Raw genomic sequence first — 20634 nt, 5'->3', positions numbered from 1 at the left:
AATTTCCTGCGTGCTCTAGTCATCTGATTTCCTCGTCGATGGTGATTTTCCACCTATCGACCTGTCTGAGGAAATTGGACCACTACACTCCCCTCTCCCGCCACGCGGGAGAGGAGCCGGGGGAGAGGGCTTCCTGCGCGTCAGTCAGCGCTGCGCAACAACGGCAAGTTGGCTCAGCCGGGCCTCAAGCCCCCTGCCCCTGAAACAACACCAACCCGCCATCCACGACAATCGTCGCCCCCTGGATATACCGCGCCTGGTCCGACGCGAGGAACACCGCCACGCTGGCGATCTCCTCCGGCTTCCCTGCACGCTTCATCGGGATCGACTGCACCTGCTTCTGCTGCTTGGCCGGATCGTCGATCGCCTCCTGGTTCATCGGCGTGAGGATCATGCCCGGCGCGATGTTGTTGACGTTGATGTTCTTCTCGGCCAGTTCCAGCGCCAGCGTCGTGGTCAGGTTGCGCAAACCGCCCTTGGAGGCGTCGTAGGCGGACGCGCCCGGCATCGGAATCTCCTGATGCACGCTGGTCACGTTGATGATGGTGCCGTGCTTGTCGCTGCCGTCCAGTCCGCGGATGAATTCGCGGCAGCAGTAGAACGGCCCGTACAGGTTGGTGCGGATGGTGCGGTCCCAGTCCTCGTCGGACAGGTCCTTGACCGGCACGCCGTTGGCATTGATGCCGGCGTTGTTGACGAGGATGGTTGGCACGCCCAGCTGGTCATGCACCGTACGGAAGAATTCCTTGACGCTGGCAGGATCGCACTGGTCGAGCTGGACGACCAGCGCCCGGCGATTGTTGACCATGATGGCCTCGCGCGTGCGTTCGGCCCCTTCGGCGTCGCTATGGTAGGTGATGACGACATCCGCCCCCTCGCGGGCGAAGGCGATGGCGGTCGCCTGGCCGATCCCGGAGTCGGAGCCGGTCACGATGGCGATTTCGTTCAACAGGCGCTGTTGCATCGGAGTTCTCGCGGATAAAAGGGATCACGCGAGCCGTTGCAGCAAGCCGCGTACCGGGCCGATTGCCGCGTTGATCGGCGGCGGTCCGGACAAGTGAAGCGGTGCTTTCTCCATCCCGCTGCAATCTTTACCGCCTCCGCCCTCTGCCGGCCGGGCCGGCCGGTCCTACTCCGCGCCGCTGGCCGTTGCCGGTTTGCTGCCCCGCAGCGTCGCTTCGCGCAGGCGCATCGCCAGGAACGGAGACAACAGCGATACCGCCGCGCTGCCGAGGAACAGCGAGCGGAAGGCGCCTTCTGCGGTGCGGCGCACGGTCTCCGCCTCGGCCGAGTCGCCCAGGGACAGCACTTCCCGGAACATGTGCATCAGCACGTCCTCGCCGCCGGGCAGCGGGTCCACCGCCATGCCGCTCATGCGCAGCAGGGCGATCAGCACGGTGGTCAGGACGGCCACGCCGACCGCGCCGCCCAGCATCCGCGCAAAGGCGGTCAGCGCCGTCGCGACCCCCACCTGTGCCGGCGGCACCGAGTTCTGCGTCGCGACCAGCGCGCTGGGCAATTGCAGGCCGATCGACACCCCGAGCACGATCATCACCAGCGCCGAAGGCCATACCGCCAGCGGCGACACGAAGGCGAGCGCGGCGATGGCAAGCGGGGCAACGATCGAGCCGGTCAGCTGCAGCGGCTTGTAGCGCCCGGTATGCGACATCAGCCGGCCCGAGATGAAGGCACCGAAGGGAATGGCGAGCGTCAGCGGCACCAGCCGCAGCGCCGCGGTGTCCGCCTGCGCGCCACCGACCACCTGGAAGCGCAGCGGCAGCAGCACCGACATCGCGATCAGCTGGAAGAAGCACAGGAACAGCATCGCGCAGCAGATCGCCACCGTCGGCACGCGCAGCATCGTGAGCGGAATCACCGGGTCCGAGGCGCGCTTCTCCTGCCAGACGAACAGCACCAGCGCCACCACCGCCGCGCCGAGCAGCCCCAGCGCCTCGGGACGCATCACGTCGCGGCCCTGCCCCAGCCAGGTCAGGAACACCAGCATGCCGGTCAGGCCGCCGCCAAAGAGCAGCGCGCCGCCGTAGTCGATCCGATGCTGGCGCCGGCCGCCGGCGGGCAGATGACGCAGCGCGCGCCGCACCGCCACCAGCGCGAGCAAGGCCAGCGGCAGGTTGATCCAGAAGATCCAGCGCCAGGAGAGGTAATGGGCGAGATACCCACCGATCACCGGGCCGGCCATGCTGGCGACTGCCCACACGCCGCTCACGTAGCCCTGGTAGCGGCCGCGCTCGCGCAGCGGCACCACATCGGCGATGGCGGCCTGCGACACCGAGATCAGCCCGCCGCCGCCCAGGCCTTGCAGCACCCGCGCGAGGATCAGCTGCGGCATGGTCTGCGCCAGGGCGCAACCGATCGACGCCAGCAGGAACAGCACGATGGAGAACGACAGCACCGAGCGCCGGCCCAGCACGTCCGACAGCTTGCCGTAGATCGGCGTGGCGACCGTCGAGGCGATCAGATAGGCCGATACCACCCAGGCCATGTCCTCGAACCCGTTCAGCCGCAGCGCGATTTCCGGCAGCACCACCGCGACGATGGACTGCTCCAGCGCGCCCAGCAGGATCGCCAGCATAAGGCCGAAGATCACGTGCAGGACCGGCGGTTCGGCGGACTGGCCAGAGGCGGGGCGGGACTGGGGTCCACCGGCAGGGGCGCCGGCGGGCGACGCGGGTGGGGCGAGGATGGGGCGAAGGTCTGACTGGGGCGGGGTCTGGCTGGTCATCGGGCGGGAAGCGGGAATGGCAACGGCGTACGGGCGGGCCGTACGCCAAGGGCGCTATTGTAGGCTTCTTGCCCGAGGGGCGTGGACGGCTTGCCGGGGGATGGCGAGCCTCCTATTCCCTCTCCCCCATTCAATCTGCCGCCGCGGTATGCCTGTGCCCGATTCCCTCTCCCCCAACCCCTCTCCCGCAAGCGGGCGAGGGGAGCGGAGCGGCAGCCGGCGGTTTTCTCCCTCTCCCGCAAGCGGGCGAGGGGAGCGAACCGGCAGCCGGCGGTTTTCTCCCTCGCCTGCAAGCGGGCGAGGGGAGCGAACCGGCAGCCGGCGGTTTTCTCCCTCGCCTGCGAGCGGGCGGGAGGAGCGAACCGGTAGCCAGCGGTTTTCTCCCTCTCCCGCTTGCGGGAGAGGGCCGGGGAGAGGGTAGCGGCCGTCAATCTGCCGCCGTGGTATGCCTGTGCCCCTTCTCCCGCAAGCGAGGGGAGCGAACCGGCATGACCCTCAGAACGTCTCCCAGTCGTCGCCACCGCCTGCCGCCACTGTCGGCGCCGCGGGCGCTTTCGTCGGCGTCGCGGTGTTTACCGCCTTCGCCGCCTTCGTCACCGCCCCGCCCGTTTTCACCTTGCCCTGGGCACCGCCTGTGGCAGGCTTCGATTGGGCAGCGGCAGCGGGCCTGTCCCGCTTGCCGGCCGGCTTGGCAGGCGCAGGCAAGGCGCCGACGGCGGGCGCAACGGCGCGCGCTGCCCCGTGCGCCGAGGCCTCCAGCCGGCGTGCCGGCGCCGCAGCTTGCAGGCGCGGCGAAGCGTGCGCGACCGCTTCCAGCGCCGGCGCCCCGTCGACCTGGAACCGTGCCGTATCGGCCACCAGCGTGGCCGCCTGCTGCTGCAGGCTCTCCGCCGCGGCCGCGGCCTCCTCGACCAGCGCGGCGTTCTGCTGCACCACACTCTCCATCTGCGCGACGGCGCGATTGACCTGTTCGATGCCGGTCGACTGCTCGGCGCTGGCGGCCGAAATCTCGCCCATGATGTCCGTCACGCGGCGCACGGCGCCCACGATGTCGTCCATCGTGCCGCCGGCCTTCTCGACCTGCTTCGCCCCGACCGCGACCTGCTCGACCGAGCGGTTGATCAGTTCGCCGATTTCCTTGGCCGCCGATGCGCTGCGCTGCGCGAGGGTGCGCACCTCCGCCGCCACCACGCTGAAGCCGCGGCCCTGCTCGCCGGCGCGCGCGGCCTCGACCGCGGCGTTCAGCGCCAGGATGTTGGTCTGGAAGGCGATGCCCTCGATCACGCTGATGATCTCGGACACCTTGGCCGACGACTGCGAGATCTGCTGCATGGTCGCGACCACGCCGCGCACCGCCTCGCCGCCCTCGGTCGCCACCTGCGACGCGTTGACGGCCAACTGGTTGGCCTGGCGGGCATTCTCGGCGTTCTGCCGCACCGTGGAGGTCAGCTGCTCCATCGAGGCGGCGGTCTGCTCCAGCGACGCGGCCTGCTCCTCGGTACGCTGCGACAAGTCCGTATTGCCGCGCGCAATCTCGCGCGTGGCCACGTCGATCGAGCGGGATGCGCCCTGGATGCCGTTGACCAGCACGGACAACTGGCCGAAGGCATGCTGCAGCGATTTCAGCATCCGGCCCATCTCGTCGCCGCTGTCGGCGCGAACCCGGAAGGTCAGATCGCCCTGCGCCAGCGCTTCGGCGGCAGCCAGCGCCTCACGCGCCGGGCGGATGATCGAGCGGCTGATCAGCCAGCCCAATCCCAACGCCAGCGCCGCGGCAACAGCCGCAAGACCGACCATCAGGTTGCGGGCGGACTGGTATTGCGCGTCCGCTTCCTGGACGGCCACCACGGCCATGCCGCGGCCCGATTCGGACATTGCCTCCAACGTTTCAAAGTACGGCGCCTGGGCGGCCGGCAGCGCGGCAACCAGCCCCGCGCGGGCCGCCAGGAAGTCCATCGACTCCAGTTGGCCTACGATCTTGTCCAGCTCGGCGTTATAAGCCTTGCGGCGCTCCGTCAGTTCGGCGAAGGCCTGCTGCATCTTCGGATTGCCCGAAGCGGCGATCAGTTGCGCCAGTCCGTCCAGCGACTGGCTCATCTGATCGCGCAGTTCCTTGATACGGCTGGCGTTGCGCTGCACGACCGACGGGTCTTCAGTCAGGGCGGCATCGCGGACCATGATGCCGATCGATTGCGCCCCCTGCTTGACCTTGTCCAGATCCATCACGCGCAGCAGTCGGTTCTCCACCGTCTGGCGCATCGAATCGTTGATATTGCCAAGCGCCACCAAGCCGAAACCGGCCACAGCGGCCATCAACAGCACCATCACGGCAAAGGCGCCGCCCAGGCGGGTGGCAATGCCGATGTTCTTCCACTTGCTCACGTCGTCTCCCCTTCATCTATGGCGGATCGGCCACGGGCCGCCCTTCGGGCAGATAACGGCACAGGGGTGCGCGAGCTGAAGATCAATCGATATGAACCTGAAAAAGGCCTCTAATCGGCGGATTGCGGCGCACCAATATGCCTTTCAATCCCCTTCAATCCTCCGCGCACGTGAGGGAAGGGGCAGAGCAGCTCGGTCCCGCACGGCTTGAAAAACGAAAAAGAAAAAAAAGCCCACGCGCGGGGTGCTCGTGGGCCTTTCAGGACTGCCGGGAGCCACATGGCTCCAACACGACTATAGCCGCGCTTACATGAGGAGTAAATAGCGCTTCCATCAGGGTATTTCCCGATGGAGAAAGTGGCGTTGTATCAACTTAAAGACATGCTTCGGCATCGACTGTTGGGATAAGACAACAGGCTGCATGCCACTCGTCGCAACCTGCCAGCTGCGCTGTGGTGCCCGCCGCCCTTCACCGGACTGGCGAAACCGCGCCGCGTCACCGCGTGGCGCGACTCTGCTGACGCTGAACCCCACCTGATGGGGGCGCGGATTCCATACGGATTACGCAAACGTTTAATTAGAATCGCTCCTCTATTCGCTCCCGCCGCTGGCCGCAATGTCGGACTTGTAAAAATTTGTTACCCTGTCAGCGAAGTATTCCCTCACTCTCCTGACCCACCGCGCAGCTGCGCCCGATCCGTCGCGATCCTGGAGCGAATGCAGCCCGGTATGACCTCGCCCACCGGCATTTCTTCGCGGCACGCCGGCAAAATACGACAAGACGAGAGCCGGAGCCCGCTGCGGGTACGCGCATGGAGACAGGCACCGCCATGCGGCAACAGGAGTCACGAACGATTCCATGTAGATAGCCGTCGGAACCCGTCAGGGCTCTACCGGAGAAGTTGTGAAGTATCACCGTATCCCGACCACCCGTGCCGTCGCTCCTTTGCAGGACAGGCAGTTTGCCTTCCACCGTGCCAGCCGGCACCCGGTGGTGGTCTATCTCACCAACGGCGATACGCTGACCGGCATGGTGGTGGGAGCGGATACCTATATGGTGTTTCTGAAGCTGGCAGAAGAGGACGCCGCGCCCACGGTCGTCTACAAGCACGCGATCGCGGCCATCTGCTCCGCTTCGGCCGACGGGGACGACGGCTCCCTGCCGGACGACGAGGCCCTGGCGGCCGCCCGCCAGCTGTTTACGCCCCGCGGCCCGGCCCGGCGCAAGCGCTGACACCCCCTGGTACGGACGGCGACTTTCGTCGTTGTCGACAAGTCACTCTAAAGTCTTCCCGACCGGTGACGATAACCCTTTGCAACGGAGGCACTACACGCCCTGCACCGCAGGCAGCCAACGTTACGGCACCCGCCGGAATGCGTTAAAAACATTGCAAATAGGAGTCGTACCATGGCGCAAGTCATTAATACCAACACGTTGTCTCTGATGACTCAGAACAACCTGAACACGTCGCAATCGGCGCTGAACACTGCGATCCAACGCCTGTCCTCGGGCCTGCGGATCAACAGCGCCAAGGACGACGCCGCTGGTCAAGCGATTGCAAACCGCTTCACCGCCAACATCAAGGGCCTGACCCAAGCTGCTCGTAACGCCAACGACGGCATCTCGATGGCTCAGACCACCGAAGGCGCTCTGAACGAAATCAACAACAACCTGCAGCGTATCCGCGAACTGTCGACCCAGGCATCGAACGGCACGAACTCGGATTCGGATCTGGAATCGATCCAGGCTGAAATCACCCAGCGTCTGGACGAAATCACCCGCGTGTCGGACCAGACCCAGTTCAACGGCGTGAAGGTTCTGGCCAAGGACCAGTCGCTGACCATCCAGGTTGGCGCCAAGGACAGCGAGACCATCTCGATCGACCTGAAGGAAATCACCGCTGAAACCCTGGGCCTGGGCAAGCTGGACGTGACCAGCGCGGTCTACAGCAAGAACATGACCGCTGTTGGCGACAACATCTCGGAAGCCAAGCCGGCCAAGACCGTTGCCATCACCTACGCGACCCCGTCGACCGGCATCACCATCGGCGTGGCTTCGGCCGGTACGGAAGCTGGCAGCCTGGTCGCCTTCGACGGCACGAACTACTACGCCGCCGAGTACGACAAGGAAACCAACATCGTTTCGTACGACACGTCGACCGCGCTGGCGGCTGGCGATGTGACCGCGATGGACACCGATGCTGACGCGACCTTCGTGACCACCACCGACGGCGACCTGGTTGAACTGGGCGACATCGCTGACGCCGGCCACTCGAACGCCGCCGCTGCTGCTACCTACACCCTGCACCGTGACGACGACGCTGGTACCTTCAAGGTCAGCGATGGCACGAACACCTACGACGCCACCGTCAACCTGGAAACCGGCGTTGTGACCATCGGCGCGCAAGACGCAGCTGCTGTCGACCTGACCACCGGCTACACCGAAGCGACCGGCGACGTGCTGACCGTTCCGGGCACCGAAGAAGTTGCGAAGGACATGTCGGCTGTCAACACGGCCCTGACCGGCGCCACCAACACCCTGATGAAGGACAAGGACGGCGCTTACTACGTCAAGAGCGTGAAGACCGGCGAAGAGCAAGCCACGTGGCACAAGGCTACCGTCAACGCCGAAACCGGCGCCGTGACGCTGGCTGCCGACAGCGAAGTCGTGGTCGACCCGCTCGACGCCATCGACAACGCCCTGGCTGCCGTTGACTCGCTGCGTAGCGACCTGGGTGCAATCCAGAACCGCTTCGAATCGACCATCAACAACCTGAACAACACGGTCACGAACCTGTCGGCTGCCCGTTCGCGTATCGAAGACGCTGACTACGCAGTGGAAGTGTCGAACATGACCCGTGCGAACATCCTGCAGCAAGCTGGTACCTCGGTGCTGGCTCAAGCGAACCAGACCACGCAAAACGTGCTGTCGCTGCTGCGTTAATCACGTCTCGCAGTACCCGCAGTACCCGGACCAGCAGTACCGGGCCGGAGAACCGGGTCAGCCTTCGGGCTGGCCCGGTTTTTCGCCGGAGGGGCGGGCAAACGGAACAGCGTTTGCCCGCTTCTCCGGACCTTCAGGAAGCGCACGGGCCCTGCCCGCCTGCCGCCGTGGCGGCCGCTTCCTGAGGGTGCAATGCAGTATCACCCGACGTTTTCCATCTGATGTGCTGACGTCTCGCTCACAAGGAACAACAACATGGCAGTCTCTGCAATTGGTCTCGGATCGAATCTCCCGCTGGCTGATCTCCTCGACGATCTGGAGGCGGCGGAGCGCGGCAAGCTCAAGATGATCGAGTCGCGCCAGGACCTGGCGGAAGCGCGTATCTCCGCCTTTGGCAAGTTCAAGGGCGCGCTGGAGGCCTACCAGACCGCGGCCAAGAAACTGCTGAGCAACGACACCTGGGGCGCCGCCAAGACGTCGCTGGGCACCTCGGGCGTGATCGGCGTGCAGGCCACGTCCAAGGCCGTCAACGGCGACTACTCGATCACCGTCAATCGCCTGGCGCAAGCGCAGTCGGTCGCGACCAAGGGCATCGCCAAGCAGGACGTGGCGATCGGCACCGGCACCATCAAGTTCGAGTTCGGCACCGTCACCGGCTACGACGAGACCTCGGGCACCTATGTCGATCCGGCCTATACCGCCAACGCGGACAAGACCAAGACGATCACCATCAGCGAAGGCAACAATACGCTGCAGGGTATCCGCGACGAGATCAACAAGGCCAACATCGGCGTGACCGCCAGTATCGTCAACGACGGCAGCGGCACGCCCTACCGCCTGGTGCTGCGCTCCAACGAAACCGGCGAAGCGTCGACGATGCGCATTACCGGTTCGTCCCCGGCGCTGCAGGGCGTGGTGGGCTACGATCCCGAGGCGACGACCCAGCCCAGCGGCGCGACCGAAACCGTGCGTGCCACCAACGCCAGCCTGACGATCAACGGCATGGCGGTGACCAGCCCCTCCAACACGATGAAGGAGGCCATCCAGGGCGTGACCCTGACGGCCGTGTCGGTCGGCACCAGCACGCTGAAGGTCACGCGGGACACGGACACCATGACGACGGCCGTGGAAGGCTTCGTCAAGGCGTACAACAGCCTGCAATCGACCATCTCCGAGCTGACGGCCTTCAATGCGGACGAAGGCACCAATGCGGCGCTGACCGGCGACGGCACCGTCCGCAATATCCAGGTGCAGATGCGTTCGGTGCTGAACACCACGATGGGCTCCGATCCGGCGTTCCGCATGCTGTCGGACGTGGGCATCGAGTTCGAGCTGGACGGCACGCTGTCGCTCGACAAGGAAGCCCTGACCGAGGCGATCGGCGAGAACCTGGGCGGCGTGCAGAAGCTGTTCGCCGGTGACGGCACCACGGGTGGCTTTGCCCGCGCGGTGTCGGACAAGGTGACCGAGCTGAACAGGACGCAGGGCACGCTGACCTTGGCGCTGGAAGGCGCGGACCGCCAGCTGGAAGACCTCGAAGATCAATACGAAATCGAGGAAGCCCGCGTCGAGGCCACCATCGCGCGTTACCGCGCCCAATTCACCGCGCTGGACGCGCTGGTGGCCCAGATGAACTCGACCAGCAGCTACCTGAGCCAGCAGTTCGAAGCCATGTCGAATAGCGGCAAGTAATAGCCCCAAACCGATCAATTACCAGGCAGGGCAGCGGGATACAGTCTCGGACGTCACCGGAAGAGAACGCCCCGTTACCTGCCAATAGCAGGATATCCAACCATGTATGCTCGCCATGCCGCCAATGCCTACGCTCAAGTGGGCGTCCAGACCGGCGCGATGAGCGCTTCCCCGCATCGCCTGATCGTGATGCTGTTCGACGGTGCGCGGTCGGCGATTTCGCGGGCCAAGTTCCAGATGGCCGAAGGCAATATCGCGGCCAAGGGGGATTCGCTGTCGAAGGCCATCGACATCATCGAGAACGGCTTGCGGGCAGTGCTGGATCACGAGGCCGGTGGCGAAGTCGCAGGCAATCTGGAACGCCTGTATGAATACATGACCCGCCGCCTGATGCTGGCGAATTTGCGGAACGACGTGGCCCTGCTCGACGAAGTGGACTCGCTGCTGCAGAACCTCGCCTCGGCGTGGGCGCAGATCGAGGACGGTGGGGCAAACATGGCGTCGCCGCAGGAGAACTGACCGTGCACGAAGTTGCCTCCCCCACCGTGCTGAGCTACGAAGAGCTGCTGCTGTTGTCGGAGCAGATGCTCGAGGCGGCCGAGGTTGCGAACTGGACTGCCTTCGAGGAAGTCCAGCAGGTGTACCTGGCGGTGGTCGACCGCTTGCGGGAGATCGAGCACAACGTGCCGGTTTCGCCGGCCGAGCGTGCCCGCCGCCATCATCTGCTCGAACAGATCCTGTCCTACGATGCCCGCATTCGCGACCTGATGCTGCCGCATCTGGCCAAGCTGGGCCGCCTGCTGGGCGACTCGCGCCGCCGGCAGGAACTGGCGAATGCCTACGGCGCGCTCGCCTGACGACCCTGCTCTGCTTCTTGCTGGGCGCTGCTTCGGCTGAACCGGGCGGCGCCTTGCCACTTCTACGGACGATGCCATGACCGCGATCCACCTGCCGCCCGGCTCGCCGTCTGGGCAGAATCTGGACACCAGCAACCTGCGCGCGCAGCTCTCGGCCAACAAGCTGGCCGCGCTGCTGCCATCGCCCAGCGCGACCGGAAGCACCGTCAACCAGTCGCACGGCGCCGCCACGCAGGCCGCCGACGGCTCCCTGCGCGCCGGCCAGCAGGGACATTCGTCTCAGCCGCCCGCCGGCTCCACCCGGGAAACCCTCAGTGTTGCGGCTCGCACCATCCTGACGCTGCTGGGCCAGGGCGAATCGGGGCCGCTGCGCACACCCGCGCCGCTGCTGCCGCTGCCCCCGACCCGAATGTCCAATGGCGCCGCACAGGTCCAGCAGGCGCTGGTCAGCCTGGTGCAGGACAGTGGCCTGTTCTATGAATCGCACCTCGCACAGTGGGTGGCGGGTGAACGCGGCCTGGCCAGCATGGCGCGCGAGCCGCAAGCCGGCATCGGGCGGGACGCGTATCCAGGTGGCGCGGCTCAGCCGCGTGCGGGGCAACCAGGCCAGGGACAAGGCCCGACCTATGCCGGACCGGCAGGGGGCGCGGCAGCGCGTCCCGGGCACGCTGGCGCCGGGGCAGGTTACGGCGCCGGCCCCGCCACCGCGTCGGCGCCGGGATCCTCCCCGTCCATGGGCGTGCACGGGGCCGATATCGTCGAGGTCCTGCCGTCCGCCCTGCCGTCCGCAGCCGCCATGCAATCGGCGTCCGCGGTAGCGGGGTCGATCGCCGCGCTGGCTGCCGACGATGCCGGCGACCCGGCCGAGGGCGATGCAGCCGGCAAGCCGGCCGACGGGTCGGCGGACAAGACCGGCGCCGCGCGCGCCGACAGCGGTACGGCGCGCGGCGGCGAGCTGCCCCGCGCACTGCAATCGGCGGCGCAAGCCTATCAGGCCGCCGCCAGCGACGCCGCGCGTCTGTCGGCTTCGCAGTCGGCCCTCCATGCCGCGGCCGAACTCGATGCCGGGGCGTCCCGGCTGGAGGCCGGTGCGGCGAGGGCGGACGGCGCGCCCGTCATCCATCCGGAAACGGAAGGGGTAGTACGCCAGCAGCTCGAGCTGCTGGCTACCCAGCAGTTCCGCTGGGCTGGCGAGGCATGGCCTGGCACGCCGATGCAGTGGGAAGTCAGCGACCAGCCCGAGCACGACGCCACCAACGCGGCCGAACAGCAGGGAGACGGTGCAGAGCGCAACTGGTCCAGCCGGCTGGTGCTCGAGCTGCCCCAGCTGGGAACGATCGAGGCCCGGCTGACGCTGACGCCCACAGGCCTGGAGACGCGGCTGGCGGTGCAGGAAGAACGTATCGTCCGGATGCTGAACAACGCGCAGGACCGGCTGCGCAATGGCCTCGTCGCCCGCGGCATCGACCTGCAGCATTTCTCGATCCGCCGTGACAGCGGGCTGGAGGGGCCGCGATGAGCCAGCACGAGCCGCCTCGCGGGGCGGCAGTCGCTCTCTCCTACCGCCAGAACGAAAACGGCGCGCCACGTGTGGTGGCCAAGGGCTATGGCGTAATGGCCGAGTCGATCATTGCGCGGGCCAAGGAAGCCGGGGTGTATGTCCACGACTCGCCCACGCTGGTCAACCTGCTGATGCAGGTAGACCTGGACAGCCAGATTCCGCCACAGCTTTATACCGCGGTCGCGGAGCTGCTGGCCTGGCTGCACCGGCTGGAAGCGGACACGGGGATTACGCGGATCGAATGATCCCGCTCCGCTGGCCCGCTTGCCTGCCGGTCTGCTTCCCTCGCCCGCTTGCCTGCCAGTTTGCTCCCCTCGCCCGCTTGCGGGAGAGGGGTCGGGGGAGAGGGCATCAGGCACATGACACACCACCGCGGCCATTCCACCGCCGCTGCCCTCTCCCCGGCCCTCTCCCGCAAGCGGGAGAGGGGGGAACACCGAGAGTATTAGATAACCCTGTCGGCTAATGCTCTTGCGGTGCCTCCTCTCCGGCAGCCGGAAGAGAAGGCACGCCTGGACGCTTACACGCCCATATTCATCACTTCCTGATACGCCATCGTCAGCCGGTTGCGCACCTGCACCGCCGTCTGGAACGAAATGCTGGCCTTCTGCATTTCGATCATGACGTCGTTCAGCGCCACGCCGGGCTTGCCAAGTTCGAACGCCTCGGCAAGGCCATAGGCCTTTTCCTGCGCGCCGCTGATCTTCTGCAGCGAGCGCTGCAGTTCGCCGGCGAAGCCGGAGGAGGCGACCGGGGCGGTCTGGCTGGCAATGCCGCCGGCGCCTTGCGCCAGGCCGCGCAGCTGCTGCACCATGCCTTCGATCGAAGAAATCGAGCTCATCGCACTGTTTCCATAGTTGACTGGTGCCGGATCTGGCCGAAGCGATCGCCGCCACGGTCCCCGAAGACGGGGACGGGCGCGTGAGGGCCTGCCCGATCCAGCACCCGAAGCGTACCGAACGTCCGGGCCCCGTCATTGGCCGAAATCGGCTGGAAAAGCCGCCCTATTCCCCGGATTGTCCGTCCCCGCCCTGCCCGATCATCGCTACCGTGCCGGCACTGGCGGGTTGCTGCCTTTCTGCCCCCGCCGTTTTCCAGCCCGGCACACCATGTCTTCAACTATCGCGGGGAGTACGCGTGTTTTGTCAGCAGCGTGATCTGAGCCATGCCGACACCGGCGACCGCCAGGGCGGAATCAGCCTGGGGCAGCGACTGCCCCTGCCCGCCGACCACGGCCACCGGAAGGCCGACACGGAGGCGCGCGCATGAACGCCACGGCTGTACTGGCCAATCGGTCGGAGGTCTTCGACCGGATCAAGGCCAACCCTCGTCTGCCGCTGATGCTCGGCGGCGCCGCCCTCGTCGCCGCCATTGCGGTCGGCGTGATGTGGTCGCGCACCCCGGACTACAAGGTGCTGTACAGCAACCTGTCCGAGCGCGACGGCGGCGCGGTGATCGCCTCGCTGCAGCAGATGAACGTGCCGTACCAGTTCGCCGAGGGCGGCGGTGCGGTGATGGTGCCGTCCGACAAGGTCCATGAGACGCGGTTGCGCCTGGCCTCGCAGGGCTTGCCCAAGAGCGGCAACGCCGGCATGGAGCTGATGGACAACCAGAAGTTCGGCATCAGCCAGTTCGCCGAGCAGGTCAACTACCAGCGCGGCCTGGAAGGCGAGCTGTCCCGCTCGATCGAGACCATCGCCGCGGTGCAGTCGGCCCGCGTCCACCTGGCAATCCCCAAGCAGACGCTGTTCGTGCGCGAGCGGCAGAAGCCGACCGCTTCGATCGTGCTGACGCTGCATCCGGGCCGCGCCATCGACGAAGGCCAGGTCGCGGCGATCGGTCATCTGGTGTCGTCCAGCGTGCCGGAACTGACGCCCAAATCCATTTCCATCGTCGACCAGCACGGCAATCTGCTCTCGGGTAACGGCAGCAACGAGCGAATGCTTGATGCCACCCAGCTGAAATACGTGCAAACGCTGGAGCAGAACTTCGTCCGCCGGGTCGAAGCGATCCTGGCGCCGATCGTCGGCCAGGGCAACGTGAAGGCCCAGGTCACCGCCGACGTCGATTTCAACGTCGTCGAGCACACCGACGAGTCGTTCAAGCCGAACCAGGACCCGACCAAGGCGGCGATCCGCAGCCAGCAGACCAGCGAGTCGAACCAGCAAGGCGGCTCGCCGGTGGGCGGCGTGCCGGGCGCGCTGTCGAACCAGCCGCCGCTGCAGGCCGCGGCACCGGTGGTGACCCAGCAGCCGAACCAGCCGGGTCAGCCGGGCCAGGCCGGTCAGCCGGGCCAGCCGAACGCACAAGCACAGCAGCAGGCCAACGCCCAGGCGCTGGCCGGCGCGCCTGCCGCGCCGAGCAGCAGCCGACGCGACTCGACCACCAATTTCGAACTGGACCGCTCCGTGCGCCACGTCCAGCAGGCGCCGGGCAGCGTGCGGCGTCTGTCGGTCGCCGTGGTGGTCAACCATCGCCAGGTGATGGGCAAGGACGGCAACGTCGTCAGCGAGCCGCTGACCGCCGCGCAGCTCAAGCAGATCGAGAACCTGACCAAGGAAGCGATGGGCTTCTCGGCCGATCGTGGCGATTCGCTCAACGTGGTCAACAGCCAGTTCACGACCGGCGAGCTGCCCAAGCCCGAACTGCCGGTATGGAAGCAGCCCGAGATGATCGACCTTGCCAAGACTGGTGCGATGTACCTGATGCTCGCCCTGCTCGCGCTGTTCATGTGGTTCAAGATCGGCCGGCCGATCATGCGCAAGTACACCGCGCCGCCGCCGCCGGCCCTGGCCGACGAGCTGCCCGAGGCCGAGCTGGTGCCGATCGAGGAGCAGCAGCCGGATCCGGAGGTGCTGCGCCTGGCCGCCAAGTACGAAAGCGATCTCGCCCTGCTGCGCGACGCCGCGCAACGCGACCCGCGTCTGGTCGCCGGTGTAATCAAGAACTGGATGTCTAGCGATGAGCGGTGAAGGCACGAAGAAGAGCGCCATCCTGATGATGTCGCTCGGTGAGGATGCGGCGGCGGAGGTGTTCAAGCACCTGTCGCCCCGCGAGGTACAGAGCCTGGGTCAGGCCATGGCGCAGCTGAACTCGGTGACGCGCGAGGAGATGGCGGCGGTACTGGCCGAATTCCGTGGCGAGACCGAGCAGTTCCTGGCGCTGTCGGTCGACTCGAGCTCGTTCATCAAGAGCGTGCTGAACAAGGCGCTGGGTGAAGAGCGCGCGCTGTCGGTGATCGAGGACATCCTGGAGTCGCGCGATCCGGGCAGCGGCATCGAGTCCCTGAACTGGATGGACGCCACCTCGGTGGCGGAACTGATCCGCGACGAACACCCGCAGATCATCGCCACCATCCTGATCCATCTGGACCGCCAGAAGGCATCGGAAGTCCTCAGCTTCTTCACCGAACGCCTGCGCAACGACGTGGTGCTGCGTATCGCCACCTTCGGCGGCGTGCAGCCGGGCGCGCTGCAGGAGCTGACCGACGTGCTGACCAAGCTGCTGGCCGGCCAGAGCCTGAAGCGCAGCCGCATGGGCGGCGTGCGCACGGCGGCGGAGATCATCAACCTGATGAACACCGCGCAGGAAGAGGCGGTTATCGCGGGCGTGCGCCAGCACGACGGCGACCTGGCGCAGAAGATCATCGACGAGATGTTCCTGTTCGAGAACCTGCTGGAAGTGGACGACCGCGGTATCCAGCGCGTGCTGAAGGAAATCGCCACCGAGTCGCTGATCGTCGCGCTCAAGGGCGCGCCGCAGGAGCTGCGCGACAAGTTCATCCGCAACATGTCGACCCGTGCGGGCGAGATGCTGCGCGAAGACCTGGAAGCGTTGGGCCCGGTGCGCGTGTCGCAGGTCGAGGCCGAGCAGAAGGCGATCCTGCAGGTGGTAAGGCGCCTGGCCGATGCCGGCGAAATCCAGATTGGAGCAGGCGACGATGCCTATGTCTGATCCGTACTCGCGCGGTGCGCGGCGCAACGCCAATGCCTATGGCGAGATGGCCGGCAGCAGCTTCGGCCAGCCGGACGCCGGCGAGCCGTTGTTCGGCGCGCAGGCGGCGCCGGCGCCCGCCTCCGCGCAGCGTAGCGGCAACGGCAGCGGCATCGGCGGCGGCTTCCAGTCGTTCGACGACGGCGCGCTGAACGAGCCGCGTATCTCGCGCGGCGACGATGCCGCCCGCGCGAACTGGCGCCGCTGGAAGATGTCGGCGTTCGACGCGCCGCCACCTCCGCCGCCACGGATGGAGCCGGAGCCGATGGAACCGGCCCCGCCGCCGATCGACTTCAAGGCCATCGAAGCGATGCGCGAAGGCGCCCGCAAGGAAGGCTACGCGCAGGGCTATAGCCAGGGCCAGACCCAGGGCTATGGCGATGGCCATCGGGAAGGATATGCGCGCGGCCTGGAAGCCGCGCGCCAGGAAGCCGCACGGCTGCAGCAGATCGCGGCGACGTTCGCCGGCGCGCTGCAACGCGTGGACGAAGAAGTGGGCCAGACCCTGATCGCGCTCGCGCTGGATGTGGCTCGCAAGCTGGTGCAGGACACGGTGGCGCAGCAGCCGTCGGTGCTGCTGCCGGCCGTACGGGAGCTGCTCGCGACCGAACCGGCGCTGTCGGGCGCGCCCTGCCTGCTGCTGCATCCGGACGACGTCGCGCTGGTGCAGCAGCACCTGGCGGGCGAACTGGAAGCGGCGGGCTGGTCGGTCCGCGCCGACGGTGGCGTGGAACGCGGCGGTTGCGTCGCGACCGCCGCCAGCGGCGAACTCGATGCCACGCTGTCCACTCGCTGGAGCCGCGTGGTCAAGGCGCTCGGGCGCGACGATCCCTGGGGTGTGAAGGATGCCTGATTCCGCCGTGATCCCCGGGGTTGCCGACTCCGCGCCCGAAGAGGCCGCGCCGGCGGCGCCCGCCTCCCCGGCCCTGCATGCGCAGCGCTGGCGCGATGCGCTGGGCGGTGCCGCTGCCAATCTGGAAGATCTGGACAGCAAGCGCAGCTGCGGCCGGCTCACGCGCGCGGCCGGCCTCGTGCTCGAGGCCGTTGGCCTGCGCATGCCGGTGGGCAGCGACTGCCTGATCGAAGTGCCGGGCCACGGCGGCGCCCAGGGGGGACGCAAGCTGGCCGAGGCCGAAGTGGTGGGCTTCGGCGCCGACCGTCTGTTCCTGATGCCGCAGTCCGACGTGGCGGGCCTGTTGCCCGGCGCGCGGGTCTATCCGCTCGAACCCTCGCCGATCCGTGCCTCGGAAGCCGGTCCGCGCGAGCCGGGCTCGAAGCGGTTGCCGGTGGGCGAAGGCCTGCTGGGCCGCGTGCTCGACGCCGCGGGCCGGCCGCTGGACGGCCTCGGCCCGCTGCGCGCCGCGCGCGAAGTGCCGCTGGCCGGCGCGCAGATCAATCCGCTGTCGCGCGCGCCGATCGAGACCGTGCTCGACGTCGGCGTGCGGGCGATCAACGGCATGCTGACCGTCGGCCGTGGGCAGCGCATGGGCCTGTTCGCCGGCTCGGGCGTCGGCAAGAGCGTGCTGCTCGGCATGATGGCGCGCTACACCAGCGCCGAGGTGATCGTGGTCGGCCTGATCGGCGAGCGCGGCCGCGAAGTGAAGGACTTCATCGAGAACATTCTCGGCGAGGAAGGCCGGGCCCGTTCGGTCGTGGTGGCCGCGCCGGCCGACTGTTCCCCGCTGCTGCGCATGCAGGGCGCCGCCTATGCGACGCGGCTGGCCGAGTATTTCCGCGATCAGGGCCGCCATGTGCTGCTGATCATGGATTCGCTGACGCGCTACGCGATGGCGCAGCGGGAAATCGCCCTGGCGATCGGCGAGCCGCCTGCGACCAAGGGCTATCCGCCCTCGGTGTTCGCCAAGCTGCCGACGCTGGTGGAGCGCGCGGGCAATGGCGCCGAGGGCGGCGGCTCGATTACCGCGTTCTACACGGTGCTCGCCGAGGGCGACGATCAGCAGGACCCGATCGCCGACTCCGCGCGCGCGATCCTGGACGGCCATATCGTGCTGTCGCGGACGCTGGCCGAAGCCGGCCACTACCCCGCCATCGATGTGGAAGCGTCGATCAGCCGGGCGATGACGGCGCTGATTCCGCAAGAGCAGTTCGCCTCGGTGCGCCGCTTCAAGCAGCTGATGTCGCGCTATCAACGCAACCGGGATCTGATCAGTGTCGGCGCCTATGTCGCCGGCAGCGACCCCGAACTGGACCTGGCGATCCGCCTGCATCCGCGCATGGAAGCGTTCCTGCAGCAGGATATCCACGAGCGGGCGGGCTACGGCGAGTCCATCGAACATTTGCACAGCCTCTTCGACAGGAACGTCAATGGCTAAGACCTCTCCGCTGACCACGCTGGTCGACCTCGCGCAGAACGACACCGACGCCGCCGCGCGCGAGCTGGGACGCCTGCAGGGCCTGCGCACGCAGGCGGAGCAGCAGCTCAAGGCGCTGACGCAGTACCGCGAGGAATATCGCGGCCGGATGCAAACGATGATGCAGACCGGCATGCAGTCGGCGCGCTGGCACGACTTCTCGCAGTTTCTCGATTCGCTGGATGCCGCCATCCGTCACCAGACCGACGCGCTGGCCAAGGCCGAGTCGCAACTGCTGGCCGGCCGCGCCAACTGGCAGAAGCAGAAGCGGCGCCTGAACTCCTTCGACACCCTGGTCGCCCGCGCCGAGGCGCGCGAGCAGGTGATCACCGCCCGCCGCGAACAGCGGGCCAACGACGAATACGCGGCACGCCTGGCCCGTCAGCACGCGCCCAGCGGGCACAACCATTGAGTCAAGAACCAGTCATGGATATCAGCCAGATCCTCGGCAGCGGCGCTGCCCGCCCTGACAGCGGCCGTGCCGCCGCAGCGCAAACCCCGTCGGGTGGCGACTTCGGCAACGCGCTGGTGCGCGCTCGCGGCGCAGCCCAGCAGGATGCCGGCAACCTGGCGCAAGCCGGGTCCTCGCAGGCAACGCGCAAGGACGCCGTCGACAGCAAGCCCTCCACCGCCCCTGCCGGCAAGGACGCCGGGAAGAGCGAGCAGCCCGCCAGCGCGGATCGCGCGGACGGCAAAAAGCAGGACGCCTCGGCGCAAGCCGTTGCGAAGCCGGCGGACAACTCGGCCGAGGCAGCCAGCGCCGTTGCCGACAGCGGGACCGGCCCCACTTCGCCGGAAGACGAGAGCACGACCGCCGAAGCAGGCTCCGCCGAGGCGGCGCTGCTTGCCGCCCTGTTCGGACTGCCGGCAACGCCGGCACAGGCCGCAGGTGCGGCGGTTACGGGCGCCGACGGCGCCGCGGGCGCCAATACCGCCACGACGCTCGCCGCAGGCGCAGCCGGCGCGGCGGCGGCAGGCACGCCCCCTGTGGCGGATCCCTCCGCGCTTGCCGCCGATACCTTGCAGACCATCGCGTCGCAACGGGCGGCGCTCGCCGCGCCGGCACCTGAAGCGGCTACCGGCGCGAAGCCGGACGCCGAAGCGGCGCTGGCGGACCTGCAAAGCCTGTTGCCCCAGCACGACGCCGCAGCCGACGCCGCGAGCCGCACGGCCGACAGCGGCAAGCCCGCCGCCACCTTCGACGGCCTGCTGAAGAACGCCGTCGCCGCCGATACGGCAACGTCCGGCCAGACCACAGGTGGCCAGGCCGACGGCCAGGCGGCGCGCCACGATGCACAGGCGCTGCGCGCGGCCGCCCCGGCAACGCCGGCCGCCGCGCCGTCCGCCAACGCCGCGCTGCAGGCCGCCATCGCGGCCAGCCAGCCGGCAGAGGCGCCCGCCGGCCCCGCCGATGCCCGTACCGACGCGGTTTCCGTGCTGAACGCCGCGATCGCAACGGACACCGGCACCCAGGATGCGCAGGCGGTCCGCCATGGCGTGCTGTCGCCGCGCGTGGGCGCCAGCGACTGGCCTCAGGCGTTGAGCCAGCAGATGGTGCGGTTCACCACCCAGGGCAACCACACCGCCGAGCTGCAATTGAACCCGCCCGATCTCGGCCCGCTGAAGATCGTCCTCAATGTGGCGGACGATCAGGCCCAGGCGCAGTTCGTCTCGTCGCACGCCAGCGTGCGCGCCGCGATCGAAGCCGCGCTGCCGCAGCTGCGCAACGCGCTGGCGGATTCGGGCATCCAGCTGGGCCAGACCTCGGTCGGCGCCGAGCAGCAGTTTGCCGGCCAGGCAGGACAGGGGCAGCAGCAGAATGGACAACGCGGCTCGGGTCCGGCGTGGAGTTCGGTCGCCGGCAGCGAGAGCGTAGCGGACGTGCCGGCAGCTTCCGTGGCGACCTCGCGGTTGCCGCAGGGTGAAGTGGATACGTTTGCTTGATTGAAGGGGTTGGGAGCGGGTCGATGCGCCCGCTTGCCCTCTCCCCCGGCCCCTCTCCCGCCTTGCGGGAGAGGGGAGCAAACCGTCAGCACCCGATACTCTTCCGGTGTTCTCCCTCTCCCGGACATGAACAAGTCATTGTTTCA

Annotated in this window: 17 protein-coding genes; 13 read left to right on the top strand and 4 right to left on the bottom strand. The window is 67.6% G+C overall.

Going from position 1 to position 20634, the window contains the following annotated elements; genetic code table 11:
* Window positions 1-184: 184 nt before the first annotated feature.
* From K6V06_RS15970 to K6V06_RS15960, 3 genes are all read right to left on the bottom strand, one after another.
* A complete protein-coding gene (locus K6V06_RS15970; protein WP_222244966.1) occupies window positions 185-964 on the bottom strand; it encodes a glucose 1-dehydrogenase in 780 nt (259 codons plus the stop codon).
* Window positions 965-1129: 165 nt separating this feature from the next.
* Window positions 1130-2614 carry an MDR family MFS transporter gene (locus tag K6V06_RS15965; RefSeq protein ID WP_255581884.1) on the bottom strand — a complete coding sequence of 495 codons (1485 nt, stop codon included), beginning with the start codon at window positions 2612-2614 and terminating at the stop codon, window positions 1130-1132.
* 624 nt (window positions 2615-3238) lie between these two features.
* Entirely contained in the window at window positions 3239-5125 is a 1887-nt protein-coding gene (locus K6V06_RS15960) for a methyl-accepting chemotaxis protein (protein WP_222244961.1), read from the bottom strand.
* A 904-nt stretch (window positions 5126-6029) separates the two neighbouring features.
* Between K6V06_RS15960 and K6V06_RS15955 the strand changes: the two genes are divergently transcribed.
* The 7 genes from K6V06_RS15955 to K6V06_RS15925 all read left to right on the top strand — a co-directional run bounded on the left by K6V06_RS15955 (window position 6030) and on the right by K6V06_RS15925 (window position 12424).
* The gene (locus K6V06_RS15955; RefSeq protein WP_222244959.1) at window positions 6030-6359 is read left to right on the top strand and encodes an RNA chaperone Hfq; all 330 of its coding nucleotides are present in this window, start codon (window positions 6030-6032) and stop codon (window positions 6357-6359) included.
* A 174-nt stretch (window positions 6360-6533) separates the two neighbouring features.
* Window positions 6534-8069: a flagellin gene (locus tag K6V06_RS15950; RefSeq protein WP_222244957.1), complete on the top strand. Its 1536-nt coding sequence runs from the start codon at window positions 6534-6536 to the stop codon at window positions 8067-8069.
* A gap of 255 nt (window positions 8070-8324) precedes the next feature.
* Window positions 8325-9761: a flagellar filament capping protein FliD gene (gene fliD / locus K6V06_RS15945; RefSeq protein ID WP_222244956.1), complete on the top strand. Its 1437-nt coding sequence runs from the start codon at window positions 8325-8327 to the stop codon at window positions 9759-9761.
* Between the two features lie 102 nt (window positions 9762-9863).
* Window positions 9864-10280, top strand: a complete 417-nt coding sequence (fliS, locus tag K6V06_RS15940) for a flagellar export chaperone FliS (protein WP_222244955.1) — start codon at window positions 9864-9866, stop codon at window positions 10278-10280.
* Window positions 10281-10345: 65 nt separating this feature from the next.
* Window positions 10346-10618 carry a flagellar protein FliT gene (locus K6V06_RS15935; RefSeq protein ID WP_222244977.1) on the top strand — a complete coding sequence of 91 codons (273 nt, stop codon included), beginning with the start codon at window positions 10346-10348 and terminating at the stop codon, window positions 10616-10618.
* A gap of 76 nt (window positions 10619-10694) precedes the next feature.
* Window positions 10695-12137 carry a flagellar hook-length control protein FliK gene (locus K6V06_RS15930; RefSeq protein ID WP_222244954.1) on the top strand — a complete coding sequence of 481 codons (1443 nt, stop codon included), beginning with the start codon at window positions 10695-10697 and terminating at the stop codon, window positions 12135-12137.
* Entirely contained in the window at window positions 12134-12424 is a 291-nt protein-coding gene (locus K6V06_RS15925; RefSeq protein ID WP_222244953.1) for an EscU/YscU/HrcU family type III secretion system export apparatus switch protein, read from the top strand. The genes K6V06_RS15930 and K6V06_RS15925 overlap by 4 nt, the downstream gene beginning before the upstream one ends.
* Before the next feature lie 275 nt (window positions 12425-12699).
* Here K6V06_RS15925 and fliE read toward each other — a convergent pair whose 3' ends face one another.
* Entirely contained in the window at window positions 12700-13020 is a 321-nt protein-coding gene (gene fliE, locus K6V06_RS15920; protein ID WP_222244952.1) for a flagellar hook-basal body complex protein FliE, read from the bottom strand.
* Window positions 13021-13444: 424 nt separating this feature from the next.
* Between fliE and fliF the strand changes: the two genes are divergently transcribed.
* The 6 genes from fliF to K6V06_RS15890 are packed head-to-tail and all read left to right on the top strand — an operon-like array spanning window position 13445 to window position 20488.
* Window positions 13445-15151, top strand: a complete 1707-nt coding sequence (gene fliF / locus K6V06_RS15915; protein ID WP_222244951.1) for a flagellar basal-body MS-ring/collar protein FliF — start codon at window positions 13445-13447, stop codon at window positions 15149-15151.
* A complete protein-coding gene (gene fliG / locus K6V06_RS15910) occupies window positions 15141-16133 on the top strand; it encodes a flagellar motor switch protein FliG (protein ID WP_222244950.1) in 993 nt (330 codons plus the stop codon). The genes fliF and fliG overlap by 11 nt, the downstream gene beginning before the upstream one ends.
* Complete coding sequence (gene fliH / locus K6V06_RS15905) at window positions 16120-17025, top strand: flagellar assembly protein FliH (RefSeq protein ID WP_255581881.1); 906 nt, start codon at window positions 16120-16122, stop codon at window positions 17023-17025. Before fliG ends, fliH begins: the two co-directional genes overlap by 14 nt.
* A complete protein-coding gene (gene fliI, locus K6V06_RS15900) occupies window positions 17018-18505 on the top strand; it encodes a flagellar protein export ATPase FliI (RefSeq protein WP_222244948.1) in 1488 nt (495 codons plus the stop codon). Before fliH ends, fliI begins: the two co-directional genes overlap by 8 nt.
* A complete protein-coding gene (gene fliJ, locus K6V06_RS15895) occupies window positions 18498-18956 on the top strand; it encodes a flagellar export protein FliJ (RefSeq protein ID WP_222244946.1) in 459 nt (152 codons plus the stop codon). Before fliI ends, fliJ begins: the two co-directional genes overlap by 8 nt.
* Before the next feature lie 14 nt (window positions 18957-18970).
* On the top strand, window positions 18971-20488 hold the full coding sequence (locus K6V06_RS15890) for a flagellar hook-length control protein FliK (protein WP_222244944.1): 1518 nt from the start codon (window positions 18971-18973) through the stop codon (window positions 20486-20488).
* The last annotated feature ends 146 nt before the right edge of the window (window positions 20489-20634 follow it).

It is taken from the genome of Cupriavidus sp. AU9028 (genome assembly GCF_019795295.1).
Classification (GTDB): Bacteria; Pseudomonadota; Gammaproteobacteria; order Burkholderiales; family Burkholderiaceae; genus Cupriavidus.
This window is presented reverse-complemented; position numbering and strand designations above follow the sequence as displayed.